The organism is Pseudomonas sp. C9-3, assembly GCF_032392015.1.
In the GTDB taxonomy this organism is placed as follows: Bacteria; Pseudomonadota; Gammaproteobacteria; order Pseudomonadales; family Pseudomonadaceae; genus Pseudomonas; species Pseudomonas nitroreducens.
Window position 1 is genome coordinate 1,922,139 of the sequence record NZ_CP135919.1, and the last position, 24,929, is coordinate 1,947,067.

At 65.8% G+C, this 24,929-nt stretch carries 26 protein-coding genes; 8 read left to right on the forward strand and 18 right to left on the reverse strand.

Going from position 1 to position 24,929, the window contains the following annotated elements:
• Nucleotides 1-3: 3 nt before the first annotated feature.
• From nikR to RS899_RS08760, 5 genes are all read right to left on the reverse strand, one after another.
• Nucleotides 4-453 (reverse strand): nickel-responsive transcriptional regulator NikR, encoded by a 450-nt coding sequence (gene nikR, locus RS899_RS08740; protein ID WP_233298799.1) that lies wholly within the window; start codon nucleotides 451-453, stop codon nucleotides 4-6.
• A 14-nt stretch (nucleotides 454-467) separates the two neighbouring features.
• Nucleotides 468-1,925 carry a nickel-dependent hydrogenase large subunit gene (locus tag RS899_RS08745; protein ID WP_315809643.1) on the reverse strand — a complete coding sequence of 486 codons (1,458 nt, stop codon included), beginning with the start codon at nucleotides 1,923-1,925 and terminating at the stop codon, nucleotides 468-470.
• Nucleotides 1,926-1,936: 11 nt separating this feature from the next.
• The gene (locus RS899_RS08750) at nucleotides 1,937-2,941 is read right to left on the reverse strand and encodes a HupU protein (RefSeq protein WP_315809644.1); all 1,005 of its coding nucleotides are present in this window, start codon (nucleotides 2,939-2,941) and stop codon (nucleotides 1,937-1,939) included.
• Nucleotides 2,938-4,404: a sigma-54 dependent transcriptional regulator gene (locus RS899_RS08755; protein WP_315809645.1), complete on the reverse strand. Its 1,467-nt coding sequence runs from the start codon at nucleotides 4,402-4,404 to the stop codon at nucleotides 2,938-2,940. Before RS899_RS08755 ends, RS899_RS08750 begins: the two co-directional genes overlap by 4 nt.
• 214 nt (nucleotides 4,405-4,618) lie before the next feature.
• Entirely contained in the window at nucleotides 4,619-5,056 is a 438-nt protein-coding gene (locus tag RS899_RS08760) for an Lrp/AsnC family transcriptional regulator (RefSeq protein WP_054909566.1), read from the reverse strand.
• Nucleotides 5,057-5,186: 130 nt separating this feature from the next.
• Here RS899_RS08760 and RS899_RS08765 point away from each other — a divergent pair, with 130 nt between their 5' ends.
• Nucleotides 5,187-6,080, forward strand: coding sequence for a DMT family transporter (locus RS899_RS08765; RefSeq protein ID WP_315809646.1), 894 nt, complete (start codon nucleotides 5,187-5,189; stop codon nucleotides 6,078-6,080).
• Nucleotides 6,081-6,163: 83 nt separating this feature from the next.
• Nucleotides 6,164-7,306, forward strand: a complete 1,143-nt coding sequence (locus tag RS899_RS08770) for a DUF1615 domain-containing protein (protein ID WP_409978049.1) — start codon at nucleotides 6,164-6,166, stop codon at nucleotides 7,304-7,306.
• Nucleotide 7,307: 1 nt separating this feature from the next.
• On the opposite strand, the gene RS899_RS08775 is transcribed toward RS899_RS08770, so the two are convergent.
• Together RS899_RS08775 and RS899_RS08780 are read right to left on the reverse strand one after the other, a co-directional pair.
• Nucleotides 7,308-7,604 carry a hypothetical protein gene (locus RS899_RS08775; protein ID WP_054909563.1) on the reverse strand — a complete coding sequence of 99 codons (297 nt, stop codon included), beginning with the start codon at nucleotides 7,602-7,604 and terminating at the stop codon, nucleotides 7,308-7,310.
• Between the two features lie 76 nt (nucleotides 7,605-7,680).
• Nucleotides 7,681-8,361, reverse strand: a complete 681-nt coding sequence (locus tag RS899_RS08780) for a TetR/AcrR family transcriptional regulator (protein ID WP_054909562.1) — start codon at nucleotides 8,359-8,361, stop codon at nucleotides 7,681-7,683.
• 165 nt (nucleotides 8,362-8,526) lie between these two features.
• Here RS899_RS08780 and RS899_RS08785 point away from each other — a divergent pair, with 165 nt between their 5' ends.
• Both RS899_RS08785 and RS899_RS08790 read left to right on the forward strand, forming a co-directional pair.
• Nucleotides 8,527-9,018: a DUF1543 domain-containing protein gene (locus RS899_RS08785; protein ID WP_054909561.1), complete on the forward strand. Its 492-nt coding sequence runs from the start codon at nucleotides 8,527-8,529 to the stop codon at nucleotides 9,016-9,018.
• 81 nt (nucleotides 9,019-9,099) lie between these two features.
• A complete protein-coding gene (locus RS899_RS08790; RefSeq protein WP_054909560.1) occupies nucleotides 9,100-9,513 on the forward strand; it encodes an arsenate reductase ArsC in 414 nt (137 codons plus the stop codon).
• A 170-nt stretch (nucleotides 9,514-9,683) separates the two neighbouring features.
• Here RS899_RS08790 and RS899_RS08795 read toward each other — a convergent pair whose 3' ends face one another.
• The gene (locus RS899_RS08795; protein ID WP_233298793.1) at nucleotides 9,684-10,043 is read right to left on the reverse strand and encodes a hypothetical protein; all 360 of its coding nucleotides are present in this window, start codon (nucleotides 10,041-10,043) and stop codon (nucleotides 9,684-9,686) included.
• A gap of 157 nt (nucleotides 10,044-10,200) precedes the next feature.
• Between RS899_RS08795 and RS899_RS08800 the strand changes: the two genes are divergently transcribed.
• A complete protein-coding gene (locus RS899_RS08800) occupies nucleotides 10,201-11,196 on the forward strand; it encodes an LLM class flavin-dependent oxidoreductase (RefSeq protein WP_315809647.1) in 996 nt (331 codons plus the stop codon).
• A 107-nt stretch (nucleotides 11,197-11,303) separates the two neighbouring features.
• On the opposite strand, the gene RS899_RS08805 is transcribed toward RS899_RS08800, so the two are convergent.
• The 9 genes from RS899_RS08805 to RS899_RS08845 all read right to left on the reverse strand — a co-directional run bounded on the left by RS899_RS08805 (nucleotide 11,304) and on the right by RS899_RS08845 (nucleotide 20,531).
• A complete protein-coding gene (locus RS899_RS08805; protein ID WP_054909558.1) occupies nucleotides 11,304-11,672 on the reverse strand; it encodes a YajD family HNH nuclease in 369 nt (122 codons plus the stop codon).
• A gap of 57 nt (nucleotides 11,673-11,729) precedes the next feature.
• The gene (locus RS899_RS08810) at nucleotides 11,730-12,155 is read right to left on the reverse strand and encodes a YbaN family protein (RefSeq protein ID WP_054909611.1); all 426 of its coding nucleotides are present in this window, start codon (nucleotides 12,153-12,155) and stop codon (nucleotides 11,730-11,732) included.
• A 4-nt stretch (nucleotides 12,156-12,159) separates the two neighbouring features.
• Nucleotides 12,160-12,759, reverse strand: a complete 600-nt coding sequence (locus tag RS899_RS08815) for a biliverdin-producing heme oxygenase (protein WP_233298791.1) — start codon at nucleotides 12,757-12,759, stop codon at nucleotides 12,160-12,162.
• A 159-nt stretch (nucleotides 12,760-12,918) separates the two neighbouring features.
• Nucleotides 12,919-15,522 carry a TonB-dependent receptor gene (locus RS899_RS08820; protein WP_065348211.1) on the reverse strand — a complete coding sequence of 868 codons (2,604 nt, stop codon included), beginning with the start codon at nucleotides 15,520-15,522 and terminating at the stop codon, nucleotides 12,919-12,921.
• 123 nt (nucleotides 15,523-15,645) lie between these two features.
• Nucleotides 15,646-16,569 carry a FecR family protein gene (locus RS899_RS08825; protein WP_315809648.1) on the reverse strand — a complete coding sequence of 308 codons (924 nt, stop codon included), beginning with the start codon at nucleotides 16,567-16,569 and terminating at the stop codon, nucleotides 15,646-15,648.
• Between the two features lie 109 nt (nucleotides 16,570-16,678).
• A complete protein-coding gene (locus tag RS899_RS08830; protein ID WP_233298789.1) occupies nucleotides 16,679-17,200 on the reverse strand; it encodes an RNA polymerase sigma factor in 522 nt (173 codons plus the stop codon).
• Between the two features lie 165 nt (nucleotides 17,201-17,365).
• Nucleotides 17,366-18,754, reverse strand: coding sequence for an FAD-dependent oxidoreductase (locus tag RS899_RS08835; protein WP_315809649.1), 1,389 nt, complete (start codon nucleotides 18,752-18,754; stop codon nucleotides 17,366-17,368).
• A 14-nt stretch (nucleotides 18,755-18,768) separates the two neighbouring features.
• Nucleotides 18,769-19,125: a RidA family protein gene (locus RS899_RS08840; RefSeq protein ID WP_054909552.1), complete on the reverse strand. Its 357-nt coding sequence runs from the start codon at nucleotides 19,123-19,125 to the stop codon at nucleotides 18,769-18,771.
• A 47-nt stretch (nucleotides 19,126-19,172) separates the two neighbouring features.
• Nucleotides 19,173-20,531, reverse strand: a complete 1,359-nt coding sequence (locus RS899_RS08845) for an MFS transporter (protein ID WP_315809650.1) — start codon at nucleotides 20,529-20,531, stop codon at nucleotides 19,173-19,175.
• 347 nt (nucleotides 20,532-20,878) lie between these two features.
• On the opposite strand from RS899_RS08845, the gene RS899_RS08850 reads away from it, so the two are divergent.
• Nucleotides 20,879-21,757 carry a LysR substrate-binding domain-containing protein gene (locus tag RS899_RS08850; RefSeq protein WP_054909550.1) on the forward strand — a complete coding sequence of 293 codons (879 nt, stop codon included), beginning with the start codon at nucleotides 20,879-20,881 and terminating at the stop codon, nucleotides 21,755-21,757.
• 117 nt (nucleotides 21,758-21,874) lie between these two features.
• Here the strand turns inward: RS899_RS08850 and RS899_RS08855 are convergent, their stop codons facing one another.
• Complete coding sequence (locus RS899_RS08855) at nucleotides 21,875-22,735, reverse strand: LysR substrate-binding domain-containing protein (protein WP_054909549.1); 861 nt, start codon at nucleotides 22,733-22,735, stop codon at nucleotides 21,875-21,877.
• A gap of 148 nt (nucleotides 22,736-22,883) precedes the next feature.
• Between RS899_RS08855 and RS899_RS08860 the strand changes: the two genes are divergently transcribed.
• Both RS899_RS08860 and phnX read left to right on the forward strand, forming a co-directional pair.
• Nucleotides 22,884-23,999, forward strand: coding sequence for a 2-aminoethylphosphonate--pyruvate transaminase (locus RS899_RS08860; RefSeq protein WP_315809651.1), 1,116 nt, complete (start codon nucleotides 22,884-22,886; stop codon nucleotides 23,997-23,999).
• 32 nt (nucleotides 24,000-24,031) lie between these two features.
• On the forward strand, nucleotides 24,032-24,859 hold the full coding sequence (gene phnX / locus RS899_RS08865; RefSeq protein WP_315809652.1) for a phosphonoacetaldehyde hydrolase: 828 nt from the start codon (nucleotides 24,032-24,034) through the stop codon (nucleotides 24,857-24,859).
• Nucleotides 24,860-24,929: the final 70 nt, after the last annotated feature.

Consider the following 24,929-nt stretch of genomic DNA (forward strand, 5'->3'; position numbering starts at 1 on the left):
ACATCAGCTCGTGGGGTGCAGGTGCGGGTGGGCGTGTTCGCTGTTCGACGCGGCCACCGGGATCAGGTTCAGCTGCCCATGGCGCACGCCACGCTCGGCGCTCAAGCGTTCGGCGAAGGCTCGAACGTGCGTCACCGGCCCCTTGAGCATGAGGCTTTCCAGGCAGTGATCGTGGTCCAGATGCACGTGCTGGCTGGCAATGGTCAGGTCGTGATGGTCGTGCTGCAAGGTCATGACTCGTTCGGCGAGGGTGCGTGCGTGATGGTCATAGACGTAGCTCAGGTTGGCGACGCAGTGCAGCGACTCAGCCTCCTGGCGCAGGCGCGACTGTTCGATGTGGCGGCGCAGTATGTCACGCAGCGCCTCGGAGCGATTGCCGTAGCCCTGGGAACGGATCAACTGATCGAGCGCGTCGGCCAGGTTATCGTCGAGGGAGATGGTCAGGCGTTGCATGGCGAGACTCCGGGTCAGTGCACGGTGCAGACCATGCAGGGATCGAACGAGCGCACGATATGTTGCACCGACACCGGGTTCTGCTCGCCGGGGCGCACCGGCGCGCCTTCCAGGGCTCGCTCCAGGGCGCCGGGGCGGCCCTGGGCATCGCGCGGCGAGAAGTTCCAGGTGGTCGGGGCGATGATCTGGTAGCTGGCGATCCGCCCTTGTTCGACCTTGAGCCAATGCCCCAGCGCGCCGCGTGCGGCTTCGGTGAGACCGACCGCGCTGCCGTTGTCCGGCATTTGGCAGTCCCGGTAATAGGGCTCGCCGGGACGCAGTGCGAGCAACCAGCCCTCCATGAGTGGCACAACCCGTGCCAACTCCACCAGGCGCGCCAGCAACCGCGTATAGACGCTACCGCCACAGCGGCCTTCAGCATCGCGCAGCAGGGGGTGGCCATCGATCAACTGGCGAGCCAGGGCGCCGGTCTCCAGTACGGCACCGGCCAGTCGTGGGGCTTTGTTCCAGGTATAGGCGGCGGCCTTGTCCAGGCTGGGCTCGGTGATGCCTTCGGCCGGGTGCACAGGGCCGGAGCTATCGTCCAGCCAGGCGTGGCTCGCATCTTCGCTGATCGTCTCCAGCGCCAAGGGCCGCACCTGCCTTGACGCGGCATCCCACAGCCCGCGCTCGAAGGTGAGCGTACTGTCGGCTTGCGGGTATGCACCGTACGACAGATACAGGCCGGGCCCCTGGCCGAGGTGCTCCAGGCCGCTATCGAGGACGATGCGCAGGAAGCGGCGCAGATCGCCTTGTTCTGGTGCTTCGGCGTACCAGGACCACAGTTGGTCTTCGCTAGCGAGTCCGGCGATGCGTTCCAGCGGCGCTGCGTACAGCTCGCTTTCGAGGAACTGGCGGAACTCGCGCACCCGTGTCAGCAGGCGCAGACGCTCCGCCGGGTCGATGGCGCGGGTGGAGCCACCCGGATGGATGGAGCCGGTGTGAGGCCATTTGCCGCCCAGCGTACCGATCAGGTCCAGCCAGCGCTTGCGCGCGGCCAGGGCCACACGCTGCTGGGTGCCGGTGTGCGGAGTGAAGCGCTGCACCGCATCGGCGTACCAGGGGCGATCGGCATACAGCGGGCGCACGAAATCCGGCATGAAGAACAGGTAGAAATGGCTCAGGTGATCGGCGAGGTTCTCCGTCGCGGCCATCAGGTTGGTGGCGATCAAACCGTTGGCTGGCGGCTGGACACCGGCCAATCCACCCAGCGCTCGCGCAGCGGCGACCGACTGGGAAACCGAGCAGATTCCACAGACGCGGGGTGCGTAGACCAGCGCATCGAGCGGCGGATGATCGCGCAGGATCTGCTCGAAACCCCGGTACATGGTGGCGTTGACCTGGGCCGAGCGCACCTGGCCGTCCTCGATATCCAACTGGACTTCGAGGTCGCCTTCGACGCGATTGAACGGGCCGACCAGCAGACGTGTCATGGACGTGTTCCCTAGCGGCGTGTCCGGCGGATAACGGGGGCGATCAGTGCATGATCGGCGGTGGCGTTCTGTCGGACGCGTTCCGGAGTGGCTGATTTCGACAGCGCCGCCAAGGCGACAAACCAGGCCTTGGGCATGTCGGTGGGCAGGCCGATGGGGATGCCAGCACGCTTGGGCGTGAGGTGGAAACCGTGGCCGGGCTCCTCGAAACCGGGCGCGGTGCAGTTGATGCAGGCGTAGCCGCCACGGGTGCAGGAGCCTTCGCCGTTCCACAGGCGGTTATTGCAGTCGCCGTGGGCCTGGGTGCCCTTGCAGCCGAGGTTTTCCATCATGCAGCCGAGGTCGGAGGGTTTTACCGCGCTGGCCTTGTACTCATAGAACTCGTTGCGCGTGCAGCCGTGGTGCACCAACTGGTCTGCATAGAAGCGAGGGCGGCCCAGGGCATCCAGGTCAGGCTCGCCGAACAGCCCGGCGGCCAGGGCCATCAGCGTGTCGGTGACCCAGCCCGGATGGGTGGGGCAGCCGGCGACATTGATCACTGGCAGACCCTTGCGCGAGCGATACTCGGCGCCCAGCAGGCCGCCGAGGCGCTCGCCGTCATACTGCAGCCCGCAGGCGTCGGTGGGGTTGCTACCGGCGGCGGTGATACCGCCGTAGGCGGCGCAGGTGCCGATGCCCAGGGTGTAGTCGGCAATGCCCGCGAGGCGCCGCACCCAGTCGATCATCGCTATGCCGGTGCCGGCCAGCAGATGGAAGCGCCCGCTGCCATTGGGGCCGCGCAACAGTGAGCCTTCGATGCACAGCGCATCCAGGTGGGTGCGACCACTCAGGCAATCATCGAGAATCGACAGCACCTCATCAGCGCTTTCCAGCGATAGCGACGGGTGCCACAGCAACTCGATCCCGGCGTTGCGCCACAACCCGGCGAAATCCTGCGTATCGGCGCAGAGCAGCGACATATTGCAGCCGCCGCAACCGCCGGACTGCAGCCAGAGAACGCGAAAAGGCGCGCTCATGGGGTTTCCTCCAGGCCGAAGCGGCGCAGTTTCTGACGCAGGCCAACGCGCGACAGGCCCAGCTCACGCGCGGCATGGGTCTTGTTCCAGTGATGGCGCAGCAGCGCTTCCCTGAGCAGCGTCGCCTCGATGGCGTCGAGTTGCTCCTGCAGGGTGCCGGCCGGGATGCCAGGCGCGCAGGAAGAGGATCGCGCGCACGGTGCCTGGCCCTGCAGCACCTTCAGGGAGAATGCCCGGGCGCTGACTTCCGCACCTTCGGACAGGGCGGCGGCGCGGTAGATTTCATTGCGCAGCTCGCGGATGTTGCCCGGCCAGGGGTAGTGCAGCAGGTTGCCGAGGGCATCGTCGGCGAAGTGCAGGCCGGGCAGGTCGAGTTCCTGGCTGGCGTCGGCCAGCAGTTTGCTGGCGATCGGGATGAGATCGCCACTGCGTTCGCGCAGCGGCGGCAAACCCAGAGATACCCCGGCCAGCCGGTAATAGAGGTCGCTGCGGAAACGCCCCTCCTGGACATCGGCTTCCAGGTCACGGTGTGTCGCGGCAATCACCCGCACGTCCACGCGCACCGGCGTGCTGGCGCCCACCGGGCGCAATTCGCCTTCCTGCAGGACACGCAGCAACTTGACCTGGAAGGCCGGCGAGGTATCGCCGATCTCGTCAAGGAAAAGGGTACCGCCGTGGGCGCGCTGGATCAGCCCGATGTGATCCTGGTGAGCGCCCGTGAACGCGCCGCGCTTGTGCCCGAAGAGTTCGGACTCAAGCAGCGAATCCGGCAGCGCCGCGCAGTTCTCCATGATGAAGGCCTTGTCCGCGCGCGGGCTGGCGTAGTGAATGGCGCGGGCCAGCAACTCCTTGCCGGTGCCCGATTCGCCCAGCAACAGGACCGACAGATCGAAGCGCGCCACGCGCGCGGCCAGTTCGCACACTGCGTCCAGCGGGCTACCGGGCTCGCGCACGATGCGGGCGAAGTCGAAGGCATTGCGGACCTTGTCCAGCACCTGCTGGTTACGCCGGCGCAGCACCGGGGTGGCTGCGCGCAACTCCACGTCCAGGCGCTGCAGGTGGTTGTGCAGGGCGCGGCTTTCCATGGCATTGCGCACCGTGGTGAGCAGGTGGTCGGGCAGCCAGGGCTTGAGCAGGTACTGGTAGATGCCGGCCTGGTTCACGCCGGCAATGATGTCTTCGGAGTCGGTGTAGCCGGAGAGGACGATGCGCACCGCCTCGGGCCAGCGCTCACGGGCCTCCTTGAGAAATTCGATGCCTTGCACACCGGGCATGCGTTGATCGCAGAGGATCACCGCGACCGGATGGCGTTCGAGCAGCTCGCGTGCCTGCTCGGCCGAGTCGGCAAGCAGCACCTGGAACTCGCCGTCGAGTGCCCGTGAGAGGGCTTCGCGGGAGCGCAGTTCGTCATCGATGACCAGGACGGTCGGGGTATGTGAGTCAAAGCCGCCGAGTGAAGACATGGATTCCAGTGTCACGATACGAGGGCCGGACTGGTTGACCCGGCGGTCGCCGGATCATGACATTCGAAGCTGGCAGGCGAAAGGGAACACTACCATTGGACTAGTCCGCCGCCCGTGTAACGCTACCCGGTCGTGGTCCGGCAATCCTGCGCGGCACTAGGCGCTGAACGCCTGGTGTTCAGCGCAGGCTGTCTGGCGCGCGGTTTGTAGTGCCTCACGCCATCGGCGGCAACCGGCGCTTCACCGGGCTCTTCTTGACGATGGCCGTATTGGTCTCGGCGAAGCCATTGAGGTGATCCAGAATCTCGTCCAGTTGCTCCATGGAGCGGACGCACATCCGTGCGTAGAAGCAATCCTCGCCGGTGACCTTGTCGCACTCGGTGAACTCGGGGATCGCCAGGATCTGCCGTTCCACCTCCTGCAATCTGCCTGGTAGCGGTCGTACGCGGACGATGGCCTGCAGTTGGTAGCCGAAGGCGCGCGGGTCGACGTTCACCGTATAGCCGGTGATGACCTGGCGCTCCTCCAGCTTGCGCAGCCGTTCAGCCACACTGGGGGAGCTGAGGCCGCTGACCTGGGCGAGGGCCTTGAGGGACAGGCGCGAGTCTTCCATCAGTGCGGCGATCAGCAACTGGTCGATTTCATCAGTCATCTTGGTCTCGGAAGGTAAATTCGCAGTGTGGCCTTGATAGTAAAGGTCGTTGGAGGGATTTGCCTGCGTCAGGCGATGGAGTGCGCGAATCCACCTGTTCATACTGATCACCAACGAGTGGAGGTGGACCATGAACGAGCGGATCAAACGCGGCACCCTGGAAATGATCAGCGCCATGCTGATCTGCGGCACCATCGGCTGGCTGGTGGTGGTTTCAGGCCAGCCGGTGCTGGACGTGGTGTTCTGGCGCTGCGTATTCGGCGCCGCCACCCTGCTGGTGATCTGCGCCGCCATGGGCTTCCTGCGCCCTGGCATTCTCAGCCGCGCCACCTTCGGCCTGGCGCTGCTCAGCGGCGCGGCCATCGTTGGCAATTGGGTGCTGCTGTTCGGCTCCTACTCGCGGGCCTCCATCGCCATCGGCACGGCCGTGTACAACGTGCAGCCATTCCTGCTGGTGTTGCTCGGCGCGTTGTTCCTCGGCGAGAAGGTGACGGCGCAAAAACTCGCCTGGCTGGGTATTTCCTTCCTCGGCATGCTGGCCATCGTCAGCGCGCACGGTGAAGCGGGGCAGGTGGGTAGCGACTACCTGGGCGGGATCGCGCTGGCACTCGGTGCGGCGGCGTTGTACGCCGTGGCGGCGCTGATCATCAAGCGCCTGACCGGCGTGCCGCCGCACCTGATCGCGCTGATCCAGGCGTTGACCGGCGTTCTCCTGCTCGCTCCCTGGGCCAACCTGACCTCGCTGCCCCAGGCGAGCACGGCCTGGGCCAGCCTGGCGACCCTGGGCATCGTGCACACCGGCATCATGTACGTGCTGCTCTACGGCGCGATCCAGAAGCTGCCGACAGCCCTGACCGGGGCGCTGTCGTTCATCTATCCGATCGCAGCGATCTTCGTCGACTGGTTCGCCTTCGGCCATCGCCTGACTCCGCTGCAATGGCTGGGCGTGATCGCCATCCTGCTGGCCGCCGCCGGCATGCAGCGCGGCTGGAGCCTGAACCTGCGGCGCCTGGCCTGGCGCTGAAATCCGTGCTTGCCTGACAATGCCGGGGAACCTGTGCCGCTGCGCACCGGTCCTGTAGGCGGACTTCAAGCAAGGAACGGACTATGACTGCGGCTGCCCTGACGGCAGATTCACCCAGCCTGAAAAGGCTTTCATCCCGATACATTCATCTGCTGGGCGTGGCCGCGTTGCTGGCGCTGGCCGGCTGTGGCAGCCGCGCGCCGAGCGTGCCGGAGCCGACCCCGGAGGAGGTGCGCGGCAAGCTGGTCAGGCTGATTCCCGCTGGCACTTCTGACCGCGAGGGCTGGGCGAAGGACATCCAGGTCGCCTTCACCACCCAGCGCATTCCGGCGACTACCGAGAACCTCTGCTCAGTGGTGGCGATCACCGAGCAGGAGTCCAACTTCAAGGCCGACCCGCCTGTGCCGGGGCTGGGCAAGATCGCCCGCGCCGAGATCGACCGGCGTGCGAGCAAGGTCCATGTGCCGGGTTTCCTCATCGATACCGCGCTGGCGCTGAAATCACCGAATGGCCGCACCTACAGCCAGCGCCTGGCGAGCGCGAAGACCGAGAGGGAACTGAGCGCGATCTTCGATGACTTCATCGGCGGCGTACCGCTGGGCCAGCAGTTGTTCGGCCGCTTTAACCCGGTGCATACCGGTGGGCCGATGCAGGTCAGCATCGCGTTTGCGCAGGCCCATGCCGAGGGCTACCCGTACCCGGTGGACGGCAGTATCCGCCGCGAAGTGTTCAGTCGCCGTGGCGGCATGTACTTCGGTACCGCCCACCTGCTGGGTTATCCGGTGAACTATCCGCGTCAGTTGTACCGTTTCGCCGACTTCAACGCCGGCTGGTATGCCAGCCGCAACGCGGCGTTCCAGCGCGTGGTCGCGGATCTCACCGGCATCACCCTGGCACTGGACGGGGACGTGATCCTCTATGGCAGCTATGACGCCGGCAGCACCGAGAAGGCGGTGCGCACCCTGGGGCCGAAGCTGGGCATGAGCGAGCGGGAGATCCGCCGCGACCTGGAGTTGGGCGACAAGCCGGAGTTCACCCGGTCGGAGCTCTACACCAAGGTATTTGCCCTGGCCGAACGCTCCGCCGGCAAGTCGATGCCGCGGGCGATGCTGCCGGGGATCACGCTGCACAGCCCGAAGATCACCCGCCAGCTCACCACCGCCTGGTTCGCCCAGCGCGTGGACGAGCGCTACCAGCGCTGCCTGGGGCGTGCGCCGAAGGACTGAATCAGTCGCCCTCGGCGGGTTGGCACATACCGTTGGCGCCTTTCGGCCCGGTGTAGGACACGGTGGCGCTGCCATCGTCATTGAGGCTGATGGAGATGGTCACGCCTTCGCCCTTGGCCTCGAGGTACTTGTCGTTCTTCTGCTTGACCTTGGCTTCCTTGCCGTTGATGTACACCGGGCCGCCCTCGTCGGTGTGGACCTGGATGTCATTGGGGCAGTCGTAGTTGAGCATGGGGATGGCGGCAAAGGCGGGCTGCACGACGATCAGCGACAGCGTAGCGATCAGTAGCGGTTTCATGGCGTCTCCCTGAGAGCTGCGGACACGGCGCAAGGCCGCGCGGACAATCACAGCTTAGTGCAGACGTCGTGGCGCGCTAGAGCGGCAAGGGCCGCAGGCGCGCTGCCGGTTCCGGCTCGGTGCCGCGCAGGACGAGGCGGGTGATGGTCGCGGCGGCCGCTTCGAAGTCATCGGCATCCGGCTGTGCCTTGCCGGTGATCATCGCGATCTGCCAGTCGAAATCGACGTAGGTGCGGGTGGCGGCGGAGATGCTCAGCAGCAGGTGCTGCGGGTCCACCGGGGCGAGCAGGCCACGGTCGATCCAGGCGGCGATGCACTCCAGGCTGCGACGCGATTCCGCCCGCAGGCGCTGCAACCATTCCGGCGGCAGGCGCGGAGCGCCGTGGAGCATTTCGCTGGCGAACACCTTGTAGGCGTACGGCCACTGCCGGGCGATGTACAGGCGCGCGCGGATGTGCGCAGGCAGCGCCCAGGCCGGGTCGTCACACTCGCGCAGCAGGGCGGAGGCTTCCAGCACGGCATCCACCACGTTTTCCAGCAGGCGCAGGTAGAGATTCTCCTTGCTCTGGAAATAGTAATAAACGTTGGACTTGGGCAGGTCGGCGCGGCTGGCGATGTCCTGGGTCTTGGCGGCGGTAAACCCCTTCTCGGCGAATTCCTCGCCGGCGGCCAGCAGGATGCGCTGGCGATTGCGGTCACGGATGCTGAGGGCGGGGCGCTGACGGCGGCGCGTCGGGGTGGGCGCGGTCTGGGGCATGGGGAAACATCGGGGCAATCAAACGAGGGTTCAGAATATAACTTTCTATATAGCGCTTGCACACCCATGAGGTTGACTGGCGGATGGCCATTTATCCGCCATTAGATTGAACCTGCTGTGTGACGAGTCTGTCAGAGCCAGTCTGAAACCTAGGAAGGGTCTGAGATGCTGTTCGTAGTCATGCTGGGGGGACGCCATCCGCGCGCGCGGATCGAGGTTCACGATGTGGCCTTTGTCCTTGGCGACAACCTGAAATCCACCTACGCGCAATTGCGCGAGGCCTGGTTCGGCAGCCCGGAAGGTCTGCACATCGACTCCTGGCTGGAGGTGGATGGCGTGGAGGCTTATCGCGTCGAATTCAGCGAGGCGATGCCGGCGCCAGGCGAGCAGCGGCTGTTCTTCGTCAACCTGGGTGGCTACGAGCTGGGCAGCTTCGGCGAGGCGCACCAGTACGTACTGGTGGCCGCCCGCGACGCCGCCGACGCCAAGGCGCGCGCCAAGCGCCGCATGCCGCGCAGCTGGGACAAGGCGCACACCGATGCGGTGATCGACGTCGACGACTGCATTGCCGTCGACCAGGTCGGCGGGCGCTATGTCCACCTGGTGGAGGGCGAGAGCCGCGGCATCGTGCAGCGCAGTGACTACATCGTGTTGTGAGCCTTCATGGCGCTGACACGGCCTTGTCATAAAACCTGACGTATAAGGGGCGCAAAGCCGATGCCCCGTGCCGAGGTAAAGATGACCGAGAAACGCCGAGTCCTGTTCGTCTGCGTCGCCAACGACGCCCGCTCGCCGATGGCAGAAGCGCTGCTGCGGCATACCGACGGCGAACACTTCGAAGCTTTCAGCGCGGGTATCCACCCGACCGCCATCGATCCCCGTGCGCGCAGCGTGCTGGAGCACGCGGGGATTTCCACCGAAGGCCTGCGCAGCAAGGCCATCGACGAATTCCGCGGCCAGCATTTCGATTACCTGATCGACCTGTGCGACAAATCCAGCGACGAGGGCGACGAGCTGCCGACTTCCAGCCAGGTGATCGTCTGGAATTTCGTCGACCCGGCCCACAGCGAGCAGCACGACCCGTTCCGCCACACCCTGCAGGAAATCAGCGATCGCCTGAAACTCTTCGAAATGGTGAAGAACCGCGACTGAAGTTTCTGGCGATGACAAAGCAAAAAGCCCGCACGGATGCGGGCTTTTTGCTTCGTAGGCCACAGGATTCGCCGTTGCCTGGGGAGGATTGGCGGCGGATGCCCGTGTAGATGGGGTGCTGGTCCTTCAGCACGAGGGCGATTATGCGCGAGGGATGTGACAGGGGCGTGTCACCTTGCCAGTAGTTCGGCGCCCTGTGGCGGTGCTTTCGGGCTTTGGTATTCGGCAACGCGTGACAGAAACGCCTGCTGGGTAGCTGTCAGTTCGTATCCGCTCTTCGCCTGCCACCGCTCTAACTGGCCCTGCTCCATCGCCAGCGCAATGATCAGGGCCCGATAGCCGTCTCGGTTGACCGGACGCAAGTCGGCAAATTCGCGAGCCTTTTGCAGTACCTCGATGGCGTGCACATGGGCGAAGCCCCTCACATTGACCCGGTACTGGCGCTTCAGATAGTCGATATAGATCGCCTGCACCACGATCGTGGCGATGAGCAGGAAGGCAAACGTGCCGAGCAGGACCTTGCGTACCATGGGACATCCTTGTGTCATGGGCTGTATTACTGGCGCTCATGAATACTATCGATCCCGACGAGTGGCCAGGCCCGGCGGGCGCCGATAGAGTCACGATCAAAGTCATGTCCACCGGGCTGCGTCAGGCGGCGCCAGTGTGACCCGAATCGGAGTGCCTATGAAGTCCCTGTCAGAAACTGCCTTCTCCATGCTCGACCTGGTGCCCGTGCGCGACCAGGGCACTGCTGCCGAAGCGTTGCACAACGCCGTCGAAGTTGCCCGGCACGTCGAGCGGCTGGGCTTTACCCGCTACTGGTTGGCGGAGCACCACAACATGGACGGCATCGCCAGCTCGGCCACTGCCGTGCTGATCGGCCACATCGCCGGCAAGACCGAGCGCATCCGCGTCGGCTCCGGCGGCGTGATGCTGCCCAACCATCCGCCGCTGGTAGTGGCGGAGAACTTCGGCACCCTGGAAACGCTGTATCCGGGCCGCATCGACCTCGGCCTCGGCCGCGCACCGGGCGCCGACCAGGCAACCATGCGCGCGCTGCGCCGCGACCGCCTGGGTGACGGTGCCGATTTCCCCGAACAGGTTGCCGAGCTGGAAATGCTCCTCGGCCCGCGTCGCTCGCAGCAGTCGCTGCTGGCGATTCCGGGGGAGGGCACCAACGTGCCGATCTGGCTGCTGGGTTCCAGTCTGTTCAGTGCCCACCTGGCAGCGCAAAAGGGTTTGCCCTACGCCTTCGCCTCGCACTTCGCACCGCGCTACCTGCACGACGCGCTGCGCATCTACCGCGAGAACTTCCAGCCTTCCGCGGTGCTCGACAAGCCGTACGCCATGATCGGCGTACCGCTGGTGGCGGCCCCGACCGACGAGGAAGCCGAATACCTGGCGACCACTGCCTTCCAGCGCGTACTGGCGCTGATCCGTGGCGACAGCCTGAAGCAGAAGCCGCCAGTGCCGAGCATGGCCGGGCTGTGGCTACCTCATGAGCAGGATGCTGTCGGCAACTTCTTTGGTCTGGCGGTGATCGGTGGTCCGGAGAAGGTGCGCAGCCGCCTGGAAATCCTGCTGGAGCAGACGGGCGTGGACGAGATCATCTTCACCAGCGACATCTACGATCACGAACTGCGCCTGCGTTCGCTGGAGATCGTCGCCGGCCTGCGCTGATAGAAGTTCTTTGTAGGATGGCGTGGAGCGAAGCGATACCCATCGCAATCGATCACGCGAGGCTGATGGGTATCGCAAGCTCCACCCATCCTACGAGAGCGCGGCGGTCAGGCCTGCCCGTCGTCCTTCTTCTTCAGCAGGTCGGCCAGCCCGGCCAGTCCCTTGTGGGTGACCTTCGGCCCCTTGTTCCCGGCGTCATTGCCGTTCTGGTAATGCAGGTCTACCTGCCGCTGGTGCTCGTTGTCGTGGCAATAGAGGCACAGCAGCTCCCAGTTGGAGCCGTCTTCGGGATTGTTGTCGTGGTTGTGGTCGCGGTGGTGGACGGTCAGTTCGCGCAGGCGCACGCCACTGAATTCACGGCCGCAGCGACCGCAGATCCAGGGGTACATCTTCAGGGCCTTTTCGCGGTAGCTGGTTTCGCGGCGGCGCTGGGCTTCGGCGAGGACGGCGTCGACTTTGCTGGTGGGCTGGTTCATGGCTCGTGAGGCAGTAAGGAAACGGACCTCCAGCATAGGTCCGCGCCCGCGTGCTGGCTACGGCCTGGGTGTATCCGGGCGCGACCAGATCCACAGATTGCCAACCGCCATGCCGAGGATCACGGCGTACAGCCAGATGCCGTGGGGCAGGGTGATCAGCATGATCGCCAGGGCGGCGAGCATTGCCAGGCTGGCGCTGATCTTGGCGCGGCGGGCAACGGCGCGGCCATTGCGCCAGTTGTGCAGGATCGGACCGAACAGCCGGTGGTTCTCCAGCCAGGCGGACAACCGCGGCGAACTCTTCGAGGCAGCCCAGGCGGCCAACAGCACGAACTCGGTGGTCGGCAGCCCCGGCACCACCAGCCCCACCATGCCCACGCCCAGGCTGGTGTAGGCGAGCAGCGCGAAGGCGATCCGTGCCAGGCGCGAGCGTGCCGGGCCGAACGGCGTGGCGCGCGCTCCTGCGACGGGCGCGCGCTCGATGGCCTCAGACGGCGGCGGGTGCACTGTCGTAGCTGTGCTGCAGCAGATGGGCGAAGCGCTCGAAGGCGGCAATGGCACCGGCTTCGGCTTCACGCTCTTCGGCTTCGCTGAGCTCCAGGGCGTCGAGGGTGCGGGTGAAGCGTTTCCAGCCTTCAGCGCGACCGCCTTCGGGCTCGCCCAGGTGGCGTGCGCCGGTGTTCTCGTCCAGGCCCATCGCGGCAACACGCTTGATCAGGAACGCGGCGCCCAGCTTGGAACCTTCGGAGACGAACAGCCAGCCCAGCGCGTGGGCCAGGCTCGGCTTGTCGACGGCGCCGGCGACCGGAGCGGGGACTTCGGTGTCCAGGTCGGCCAGGTCCAGGCGGGCCTGATCGGCGCGGCAGCGCTGCGGCAGGTCGGGGAAGATCTTGCCCAGCTCGGCGTCCTGGTACAGGGCCTGCAGCTCGGACTGGAACAGGTACTGGGCGACCACGAAGCGGGCGAAGCGCTCACGGCTGGAGAAGGGCTCACGGGCCTTCACGGCGTGGTCGAGGCGCTCGTGGGGGGCGTGGGTCAGCGCGTTCAGGCGCTGCGAGCGCAGGGCAGGGAGTTCCAGGGTGGTCATGTCCAATTCCTTGAAATTACAGGGCTTTGTAGACGAGACGAATCAGCGTTTGGAAAGCGTAAAGATTGTCGCGCGTTCAATGGGTGATGCCGGAGTGACTCGCGAAGATCGCAGGCCGCGGAGATCAACTTGACGACCGTGCCTGCGATTCACTGTCGATCAGATATCCCACACCAGGTTGATCGCAAAGTTGCGGCCCGGCTGGGTCAGGCGGTCGAGGTTGGCCGGGGCCAGCACCGCCGCTTCGCCGACGCCGTCGTAGCCGCGCACGTCATCCCACAGCCAGTACTTCTTGTCGGTGAGGTTGTAGAGGCCGGCGTTCAGGGTCAGGTCGTCGGTCAGCTTGTAGTAGCCGGTCAGGTCGAGGATGCCGAAGCCCGGCGTCTTGAACTGGCTGCTGGTGCCGTCCGGGGCGTTGAACTGGCTGTCGTCCACGCGGTTCTTGCGCTTGACCAGGGTCCAGTCGAGCAGCGCGCCGTAGCGGCCAGCCTGTTCGTCGTAGCCCAGGCCGAACACGCCGGTGAGCGGGTTGACGCTGTTGATCGGCTCGCCGGTGTCCTTGTTGCGACCGTAGGCATAGGCCACCGAGCCTTTGGTGTAGAGGCCTTGCGGTGCGCCGAAGGCGCCCAGCTCCAGGCGGCCCTTCACTTCCACGCCCTTGATGATGGCGTGCTTGATGTTGTTGCTGGTGAAGGTCGGCTCGTCGTAACCGGGGGTGATGGCGTCTTCGTTGATGAAGTCGCGGTACTTGTTATAGAAGACCGCCACGTCGAACGAGCCTTCCTCGAAGTTGCCGCGCAGGCCGGTCTCGTAGCTCTGGCTGCGCTCCGGGTCCAGGTCCGGGTTGGGCTCCACGCGATAACCGGTGGTGGGGTTGTCGAAGCGGCCGTAGAGCGCCTTCGCGGTCGGGGTGCGGAAGCCCTGGGCGTACTGGCCGTACCACAGGTAGTTGTCGTTGAACGAATAGGTCACGCCGAGCTTGGGCGAGAGCTGGTGCCAGGTCTTGCTTTCGCTGCTCACGTCGCCTTCTCCGCTCTGGTCGACGGTGTTGAGGAATTCGTCGGTGACGTGGGGCTTCAGGCGGGTGTGGTCGTAGCGCAGGCCGGGCAGGAAGGTCCAGTCGTTCCAGCGGATTTCGTCCTGGGCGAAGAGCGCGTAGGTGTCGATGGTCGGATCGGGAAAATCGCTGCTGCGCGCCAGTTGGTCGCTGGCCACGGTGCTCGGGCCACCGATGGTGGGGCAGGTGCGGCTGACGGCCAGGCAGGTGGCGCCGCCTTCGCGGTAGCCGGTGACTTTCTGCCGCTTGAGGGTGGTGCCGTAGGTCAGCAGGTGGTCGGTGTCGCCCAGGGCGAAGGCCTTGTCCATCTGCAGGTCGAGCACCCACTGGCGTTCCTTGTACTGGGTCTCGCGGGTACGCAGCACCTGGCGGGTGATGGGGTAGTAGAACTCGTCGGTGCTCTGGTCGGTCTTGGCGATCTGGTAGTTGAAGGTCCACTTCAGGTGATCGGCCACGGCGCTGTCCAGCAGCATCTGGTGTTCCAGGCCATAGCGCTCGCGGGTGATGGTGTCGTTGCCGGTACGCCATTGGTACATGCCGCCGGGCAGCACGGAATCGGGAATGGTCGGCGCGCCGTTGAAGTACGGGCCGCCGTAGGCGCTTTTCTGGTCGGTATCGACGTCGTCCTTGTACTTCTCGTAGACCAGGCCGAAGCGGCTGCCTTCGGCGTAGTTCCAGCCCAGCTTGGCCAGCACGTTGGTGGTACGCACGTCTTCGGGGTTGGCTTCGGTGCGCGACAGGCCGGTGCCGCCGGTGCTGCCGTAGGACTCGGTCTCGTGGCCGTTGCGCTGGCTCAGGTGCAGCAGGCCGTCGAAGGTATCGAGGCGGCCGGCGACGGTGGCGGAGGTCAGCCAGCTGTCATCGGCGGAGCTGTAGCCGGTCTTCAGTCGCGCGCCGACGTCCTGGCCGTCCTTGATGATGTCGTCCGGGTCGAGGGTGAAGTAGCTCACCGCGCCGCCGATGGCGTTGCTGCCGTACAGGGCCGAGGCCGGGCCGCGCAGGACTTCGACGCGCTTGACGATCTCCGGGTCGACGTAGTTGCGCTCGGTCTGCGCATACGGGCCATTGAAGAAGCTGTTGGGGATCTCGACGCCGTCGATCTGCGTCAGCACGCGGTCGCCGTCGATACCGCGGATGTTGTAGCCGGTGATGCCGGCACGGTTGCCGGTGCCGCCGACGGAGACGCCGGGCATGTCGCGCACCAGTTCCTTGATGCTGTTGACGTTCTTGCGGTCCAGCTCTTCGCGGCTCACCACGTTGACGGTGGTCGGCACCGAAGTGACGCTCTGCGCCTGGCGGGTGGCGGTGACGGTCAGCGGCTGCATCTCGGAGACGGAGGAGAGGTTGCGTTCCAGGACCACATTGCGCGGGCCGAGCTGGCGGACGGTCAGGCCGGTGCCGCCGAGCAGGGTCTTCAGTGCGCGCTCCGCCGGCAGGCGGCCGCTGACGCCCGGGGATTCCACGCCGTCGGCCAGATCGCCAGCCACGCCCACCTGCCAGCCAGTCACCGCGCTGAAGGCATTCAGCGCCTGCGGCAGGGGCTGGCGAGCGATATCGAAGCTGTAGCCGGCCTGGGTCTGGCTGGCCTCGGCGGCGAGGGCGGAGGCGGCCGGCAGGCTGGCGAGGCCGATGGACAGGGCGAGCAGCGAGATGCTGGCCGGCGCGGACAGCCGGCGCAGAGGGGCACGCGAAGAAGCAATGGTCATCGAAGGGCTCTCTTAGTCAGTCGTTGTTCGCATTCGTAAATGCGAATCTATTGCATTGGCTTCTGACTAAACGAACGAGCCTTTCGAATCGAGTAAAAATACTTTCAGTTCAGTGGCGGGCGATCAGTTGAGGATCAGCAGTTTCGGGTATTCGTGCAGCTCGGCGGAGGTGATCTGCGCCAGCGAACGCGCCACGCCCAGCGGGTCGTCCAGGCGCCAGTTGCCGGTGACGCTGACATTGTCCAGGCGCTCGTTGGTGTTGACGATCCAGCCGGGGTAGTAGCGGCGCAACTCGGCCAGAACCTGGCTCATGGGGCAGTTCTCGAACACCATGCGGCCTTTCACCCAGGCCAGCTGGGATTCGGCTTCCGCGCCGTGCTGGCGCTCGCCGAAGCCCTGCGGGCCGACGCGGATGCTGTCGCCGGCGCCGAGGCTGACGCGCGCATCGTCCAGGCGCGTGCGCAGGTCCACTTCGCCGCGCTGCACGCTGACCTCCGCCTCATTGCCCAGGTAGCGCACCGCGAACGCGGTGCCGCGCACCGTGACCTGCACCGGCCCGGCCTCCACCTCGAACGGGCGGCTGCGGTCATGAGCAACATCAAAGAAGGCTTCGCCGCGGTAGAGGCGGGCGACGCGTTGCTGGTCATCGACCTTGCTGGAGAGCGCCGTGTCGGTATTGAGCAGCACGTTGGAGCCATCGGCCAACTGGACCTTCTGGCGTTCGCCGATAGCGGTGAGATGGTCCGCCCGCAGCCGTGTCAGCAGGTCGCCCTGTACCACGACACCGATGGCGAGCACCAACGCGGCTGCGCTTGCCAGGGGCTTCAGGAAACGTCGATTACGACGCAGCGGGCGAACCTTGTCCTGCACCTGCCTGCGTTCCAGGCGTGCGGCGGCGACCGGCAGCAGCGGCGACTGCCAGGCAGCGCGTACGCGCTGGTACGCCTGCGCATTGCCTTCGCTGGCAGCGAGCCAGGCCTCGAAGCGCGCACGGGTGGCGGCGTCCATGTCGTCCTCGAGGATCAGCCAGTCGAGGGCTTCGGCCATCTGCTGCGGGTCTGCGGGGGCGCGGCGTGGGGCAAGGGGCGATCCTCGGGGCGGTCCTGGGAGGGTGAGCCGCGCATTGTTGTCGAATCGGCCGGCGAACGGTAGTCCGTCATACCGTTTCCTCGAGGCGGCTGACCAGTCCGACACAGATCGCCATGATCAGTTTCAGTTCCTTCTGCACCGTGCTGGGCGAGACGCCCAGCTGCTCGGCGATTTCCGCATAGCCGCAGCCGTGCAGGCGGCTGAGGATGAAGATGCGTTGCTGGCGTTCGCTGAGCTGTTCGAGCGTTGAGCCCAGACGCTCCAGCAGTTTTTCCGCGTGGAGCTGGTCCTCGGCGCTGGAACCCGGCGCCGGCACGGCCTGCACGATATCGAAAGGCACGTCCTCGAGCATGGTCCGTGACTGCATGCGCAGGTGGCGCAGGTGGTCCAGGGCAAGGTTGCGGCCGGTCTGGAAGAGGAAGGGTTCCAGGTGATCGATGCGGCGTTCGAGCAGGGTGCGGGCGACGCGCAGGTAGGTTTCCTGCACCAGGTCTTCGGCGATGCTCGGGTTCTTCACCATCCGTACGAGCGTGCGCAGCAATGGCAGGCGCTGGGCCAGGAAGACCGCGTCGAGGTTGGAAGTGCTCACAAGGGCGTCCAGCAGGAATAATTTTCAAATGATAATCAATGTTATTCAGCTGTGGCGCGCGGCACAAGCCCAAGCGTAGTTCCGCGTTGCTCGGCCCCATGAAAAAAAGGCGAGGCGCACGGGGCGCCTCGCCCATTCCCTCAGCCGGCAGATGAGGGGAAGTCGTCAGGCCTTGTCGGCCTTGCCTGCGGCGGCAGCGAAGCGCGCCAGGCGCACATCCAGGCGGCGTGGGTGCTGGCCGCGGTCCTCGGCGTGCTCCTTGCGGCGGATGGCGTTGCGCACCATCAACGAACCGACGTAGCGGATCGGCTCGGGCGGGAAGAAGCCCAGCGGACCTTGCGTGAGCGGCGAGCGGGTCCATTCGTTGTCCAGCCCGAGGACCAGCGAACTGAGAATCTGCCCGCCCATGTGGCACGGCCCGACGCCGCTGCCGGAGTAGCCGAAGCCGTAGAACACGTTGCCCGCGTCGCCCAACTGGCCGAAGAACGGCAGCCCGGTCACCGAGCGGTCCGAGGGACCGTTCCAGCTCGCCGCAATGGGGACTTCGGCGAAGGCCGGGAAGAACTCCGCCAGGCTCTCGCGCAGCAGCCCCAGGTAGGGCGAGGGGCGATCGAACACCGGCAGCATGCGGCCGCCGTAGGCGAAGGTGTTGCCGCCCTTGCCGAGCATAATCCGGCCGTCCGGAGTGTTGTGGTAGTAGTGCACGAAGATGCGCGAATCCAGCACGGTGACGCCGGAGGTCAGGCCGATTTCCCGCAGCAGGTCCGGGCGGGGTTCGGTGATGACCATGTCGCTGGAAACGATCGCCACGCTGCGCTCGAACTGCGGGAAGGCGCGGGCCATCCAGGCGTTCATCGCCAGCACTACACGGTCGGCGCTGACCGATCCCCGCGCGGTGTGGACGGTGGCGGGTTGGCCGTGGTCCAGGCCGGTCATTGGCGTCCCTTCGTAGAGCCGCACGCCCAATTGCAGCGCCACCCGGCGCAGGCCGCGCACCAGCTTGCCCGGCTGCACGCTGGCGGCAGCCGGGGAGAACCAGCCTTCCAGGTGCTTGCTCGAACCGGCCATGCGCTGCACGTCTTCCAGCGGGCGCTTGCTGAAGGAGTTGATGCCGTGCTTCTCCAACGCGGCGATCACACTGTCGGTGGAGCCCACCTGTGCGGCATTGGTGGCGGTGTAGAGGGTGCCGTCCAGGCGATAGTCGGCATCCACGCCGTAGCGCTCGCAGAATTCGCCGATGGCGTGGATGCTCCGCTCCGACTCGCGCACCAGGCGGATCGCCTCGGCCAGGCCGAACAGGCGTTCCAGGGTGAAGAACTTCGCCGACCAGGACAGCGCGCAGCCGCCGTTGCGCCCACTGGCACCGGCACCGCAGAGGTCGGCCTCGACGATGACGATGTCGAGTTCCGGGTTCTGCTCCTTGAGCAGGATGGCGGTCCACAGACCGGTGTAGCCGCCACCGACGATGCAGACGTCGGCGCGGGTCTCGCCTTCGAGCGCGGCGGCGCGCTCGTTATCGCTCAGCAGGGCCTGTTCGAGCCAGAAGGGGCGCATGGCGTTCTCCGTGGTCATTGGTCGGGCAGGGCGGCGGTGGCGATCATCTCCACGCGCCAGGCGGGGTCGATCAGCTGCGCCAGGGTGCAGGCGCGGGTCGGGGCATGGCCGAGCGGGAAGAAGTCGTCCCACACGGCGTTCAGCCCGGCGTAGTCCGCGCGATCGGCCAGCAGGATGCGCACCGACAGCAGGTGGGTGCGGTCGGCGCCGACGCTCTGCAGCAACTGCTCGATGCCGTGGAGAATTTCCCGCGTCTGGGCTTCGATGCCGGCGCTGGTATCGCTGGCGACCTGGCCGCCGATGTAGAGCGTGTGGTCGTGCAGGACCATTTCGGCGCGGCGTTTCACCACGCCGAAGCGTTCGATGTTCATGGGGTCTACCTGTAGCGGAGGTGGAGGCACATCCTTGTGCGGGGACTTCAGGAGCGCGCCATGCGCACCTTCACGGAGCGGTTCGGGACGCGTGCGGCCGAGGACGTGGCGCCCTCCGGCAGGCTGTTCCAGTGCGGCAGCAGAATGGCGGCGGAGACCAGCGCGGCGACGGTGAAGCCGATGAACACGCTGTAGGTGTCGAAGTAGCCGGGCAGCAGGCCGCCGAGGATCGCGCCGACCGAGCCGCAACCATTGACGAAACCGGCGGCGGTGGCGGCGGCCTTGCCGGTACCGAAGTCGATGGCGGCCGAGCCGCTGATCATCGAGTCCGGTCCGTACAGGGTCAGGCCCATCATGAACAGCAGGGCGAATACCATCAGGCTGCTGCCGGTCTGCATGGCCGGGACGAACAGTGCCAGGCAGGCGGTGAGGGCGATCAGGCTGATCACGCAGGCCGGCATGCGCCGTGCGCCGAAGATCTTGTCCGAGGCCAGGCCGATCAGGATCGGCCCGAGCAGGCCGGCGATCTCGAATGAGGTCGGCAGGATCGCTGCACCCACCTTGCCCAGTCCGGGCATGCGCTCATAGACGATCACCGGGCCCCACAGCAGGATCGCGTAGCGCGCCGGCTTGAGCAGAAAGTAAGCCAGGCCCAGGGTCAGTACGGTGCGATTGCGCAGCACCAGGCGCAGGGTTTCGCTGATGCCGGGGTTCTGCCCCTCGGGCTTGAAACCGGCGTAGCGCACGGCCTCGGGCTCGTCTTCCAGCGGAGGCAGGCCGACGTCCTGCGGGCGATTGCGCTGCAGCAGCAGGAACAGCACGGCCACGCCGCCCACCACCGCGGCGCTGGAGTAGAAGGCCGCATGCCAGGTGCCGAACACCGAATAGGCCCACCAGCCGGCGAAGGGCGAGGCGACCAGCCCGCCGAAGGCGTAGCAGGTGCTCCACAGGCCGAGGATGCGACCGCGTTCGTGGGTGGCGAAGAAGCTGCCGATGTTCTTGCACAGCCCCGACCAGCCGGTGGACTGCGCCAGGCCCTGGATGACCATGCAGGTGGCGAACACCGGCAGGGTCGCCCAGGTGCCCATGACGATGGCCGCACCGGCGGAAATCACCAGGCCGCCGAGCACTACCACCCGTGGGCCGAAGCGGTCGGCGAGCACCCCCCAGGTGAACTGGCCCACGGCGTAGGCCGCGAGGTAGGTGGCGTCGAGGTTGGCCATCATGGCCTTGTCGAGGTGGAAGGTAGGGTCCTCGCCGATGCCCAGCTTGGCCACCGAGAAAGCCTTGCGAGTGAAGTAGAAGGCCGCGTAGGCCAGCCAGGTGATGGCGAAGATCTGCCAGCGCCAGCGTTGGATCGATGCGAAGGGCGAGCGCGATGCTGCGTTGCCGTGAGGGTTGAGCATGATCTGACCTCGTTCTTGTTGTGTGTGCTGTGCCGGCAGTCGTTGAGGTAACGCCTTTCTTGTTCTTGTTGTTCTAGGAGCATGAGCACTGCGCGTCGCCGAGGCGGCGCGGGTCAGAAGCACGGAGGCTGTTCTGCATACCGCCGAAAAACTCGTGGGAAGCGGCGGTGAAGCGATAGAAACAATTCCGAATAAATAACTGAAATCGATTTATCAAATTTTAAAAATAAGTTTTCCTTTTAAGTGCGTTGCTGTGCGACCTTCGCGTCCAGGTCGTATGACCCTGTAGTCGCTTTCCGTCGATTGGCGGGAAAGCGGTCAGATCGCCGTTTGCGAGGAATGTCTGCATGTCCGTTTCCCACGCCCAGCTCAAAGCCTTCCATGCCGTCGCCGTGCACGGCAGCTTCACTCGCGCCGCGGAGCGCCTGTTCCTCACCCAGCCGGCCGTTTCCGACCAGGTTCGCAAGCTGGAAGAGCGTTACGGCGTGCTGCTGTTCCATCGCAACAAGCGCTCGGTACGGCTGACGGAATTGGGTGAACGCCTGCTGGCAGTGACCCAACGATTGTTCGTGATCGAGGCCGAGGCCCAGGAGCTGTTGCAGGAGTCCAGCGCGCTGCAGACCGGCAGCCTGGTGCTGGCGGTGGACGCGGCAGTTCACCTGCTGCCACAGGTGGCGCTGTTCTGCCAGCGCCACCCCGGCATTCGCGTACGCATCGAGACGGGCAACACCGACGAGTCCCTGCAGGCTTTGTTCGGCTATCGCGCCGACCTGGCGCTGCTCGGGCGTGCGGTGGAGGACGAACGCCTGGTGTCCTTCACCTTGCGCCGCGACCCCATAGTCGCCTTCGTCGCCAGCGGCCATCCCTGGGCGGGCCGCGAGTCGATCCATCTGGCCGACCTCGACGACGCGCCGTTGGTGCTGCGCGAGCACGGCTCGGTCACCCGCCAGACGCTGGAGGAGGAAATGCGCCGCGCCGGTTTGCGCATGCGCGCGGCGATCGAGGTCGAGGGCCGCGAGGCCGCCCGCGAGGCGGTCGTGGCGGGCATTGGCGTGGGGGTGGTGTCGGCGGCGGAGTTCGGTTCGGACAACCGCGTCCAGGCGTTGCCGATCGTCGATTGCGAGCGACACATGAGCGAGACCCTGGTGTGCCTGCGTGAGCAGAGCTCCCGGCGAATCGTGGCGACGTTTCTCGATCTGGTGAGGGAAGATTTGCCGTCGAAGTAAGGCGGTGATTCGCGAGCAAGAACCAGGCGTCACCTCGATCCTGCAGTCCGTGCATACGCTGGAGCGCTCTTCTTATGAACGAGCTTGCTCGCGAACTGCCTCTCGTCGAACCTCAGGTCAGGCTTCCGCCAACTCCAGAAACGCACTCACCACCCGCAATCCCCGGCGGCGCTCCAGGCAACCGATGGCGTGTCGATTCATCAGGCCCTCGCCGCTCAGGGGAATAGCCTTCACCCGTGGGTCCGGGCTGACTTCCATCGACGACACGATGCCCACCCCCAGCTCCGCCGCGACCGCCTCGGTCACCGCCTCGCGGCTGTCCAATTCCAGCAACACGCGCGGTGCCACGGACTGGGCCGAACAGGCAGCATCGAAGGTCCGGCGAGTGATGGAGTCGGGCTCGCGCAGCACCATGATCTGCTGGTCCAGTTCAGCCAGCGGCAGTTCGCCGACATACCCGGCCCAGGCATGGCTGGCCGGCACGAGCGCGCAGATGCGTGACTCCACCAGCTCGCGCAGGAACAGCCCGGCGCGCGGCTCCACTTCGGTCAGCACGGCGATATCGACGTGTTCGTCGAGCAGCGCGGCCAAAGTCTCCTGGGCGTTGCCCAGACGCAGGTTGACGGTGATGCCGGGGTAGGACGCGCGCAGCCGGGCAAGCATCGGCATCACCAGGTGCGGGCCGTCGGCGGCTACCTCGATACGCCCGGTCACCAGCTCGCGGCTGGCGTCGAGCATGGCCTCGGCTTCTTCCTCCAGGGCGAACAGCGTGCGGCTGATCGCCGACAGCCGCACGCCGTCCTCGGTCAGCTCCACGCCTCGCGCGGTGCGGCGGAACAGGTTGACCTGGTAGTGCTCCTCCAGCGCCTTCACGTGGCCGGTCACGGCCGGCTGGCTGATGAACAGGCGCTCGGCGGCGCGGGTGAAGCTGCGTTCGCGGGCGACGGCGTCGAAGGCGCGGAGCTGGAAGAGATTCATGAGGTATATGTCCGGCTTATGCAGTGCATCGTGATAAACAATTTGAACGATATCAGCCCGGCCGGCAAGTTATGCCCAGGCCGCAGCGAACCCGCCCGGCCCAACCGAATTCAGCCCTGACGACGTTCCCACGAAAGAGGAATCGAGCATGAGCATTGCCGAGCGAGCCCCCATCCTGCTGACTCCCGGTCCGCTGACCACGTCCCCCCGCACCCGTCGCGCCATGATGGTCGACTGGGGTTCGTGGGACACCGACTTCAACGAGCTGACCGCCGATGTGTGCAAGCGCCTGCTGGCGATCATCCACGGCGAGCAGACCCACACCTGCGTGCCCCTGCAGGGCAGCGGCACCTTCTCCGTCGAGGCCGCCGTGGGCACCCTGGTGCCGCGTGACGGCAAGGTGCTGGTGCTGATCAACGGCGCCTACGGCAAGCGCCTGGCGAAAATCTGCCAGGTGATCGGCCGCGAGTTCAGCACCTTCGAAACCGAAGAAGACGTGCCGACCACCGCCGCCGACGTCGATCGCCTGCTCACTGAAGACCCCAGCGTCACCCACGTCGCGCTGATCCATTGCGAGACCAGCACCGGCATCCTCAACCCGCTGCAGGGCATCGCCAAGGTCATCGAGTCCCACGGCAAGCGCCTGATCATCGACGCCATGAGCTCCTTTGGCGCCCTCGATATCGACGCTCGCCAGGTGCCCTTCGATGCGCTGATCGCCGCTTCCGGCAAGTGCCTGGAAGGCGTGCCGGGGATGGGCTTCGTCTTTGCCCGCAGCAGCGCGCTGAACGCCAGCACCGGCAACTGCCATTCGCTGTCCATGGACCTGCAGGACCAGCAGGCCTACATGGCCAAGACCGGCCAGTGGCGCTTCACTCCGCCGACCCACGTGGTGGCCGCGCTGCACGAAGCGCTGACCCAGTACGAGGAGGAGGGTGGCCTTGCGGCCCGTCATCAGCGTTACGCAAACAATTGCCAGACTCTCCTCAGCGAGATGGCCAGGTTGGGCTTGCGCAGCTTCCTGCCGGCCGAGATCCAGGCGCCGATCATCGTCACCTTCCACGCGCCGCGCGATAGCCGTTACAACTTCACCGAGTTCTACGGTCGGGTGCGCGAGAAGGGCTTCATCCTCTACCCGGGCAAGCTGACCCAGGTGGAAACCTTCCGCGTCGGCTGCATAGGCCAGGTCGACAGCAGCGGCATGCGCGCCGCCGTCGCGGCCATCGCCGAGACGCTGAAGGAAATGGAAGTCTTCGAAATCTGACGCCCGCCCGAATTCTCACAGGATTGAATGCCATGAACTACGAACAACCCAAGCAACTGCAAGCCGCCATCCTCGACTGGGCTGGCACCGTGGTCGATTTCGGCTCCTTCGCGCCGACCCAGATCTTCGTCGAAGCCTTCGCCGAATTCGGCGTGCAGGTCAGCCTGGAAGAAGCCCGCGGCCCGATGGGCATGGGCAAGTGGGACCACATCCGCACCCTGTGCGACATCCCGGCCATCGCCGAGCGCTACAAGGCCAAGTTCGGTCGCGTGCCGAGCGACAATGACGTCACCGCCATCTACGAGCGCTTCATGCCGCTGCAGATCGAGAAGATCGCCGAGCACTCGGCGCTGATTCCCGGCGCGCTGGAAGCCATTGCCACCCTGCGCAAGGGCGGGCTGAAGATCGGCTCCTGCTCCGGCTACCCGGCGGTGGTGATGGAGAAGGTCGTGGCGCTGGCCAAGACTAACGGCTACGTCGCCGACCACGTGGTCGCCACCGACGAAGTGCCCAACGGCCGCCCGCACCCGGCCCAGGCGCTGGCCAACGTGATTGCCCTGGGCATCAACGATGTCGCGGCCTGCGTGAAGGTCGACGACACCTGGCCGGGCATCCTCGAAGGCCGCAGCGCCGGCATGTGGACTGTGGCGCTGACCTGCTCGGGCAACGCCCTGGGCCTGACCTATGAGCAGTACAAGGCGCTGCCGGCGGAAAAGCTTGAGCAGGAACGCCGTCGCATCGGCCAGATGTTCGAGGGCTCGCGGCCGCATTACCTGATCGACACCATCGCCGAATTGCCGGCGGTGATCGCCGATATCAATGCGCGGTTGGCGCGGGGCGAGATGCCGCAGGGCAGCTGATCGATTGCTTCAACAAAAGGCCCGCTTGATGCGGGCCTTTTTTTGGAGTTGGGTGTTTCTGCGCCGCATT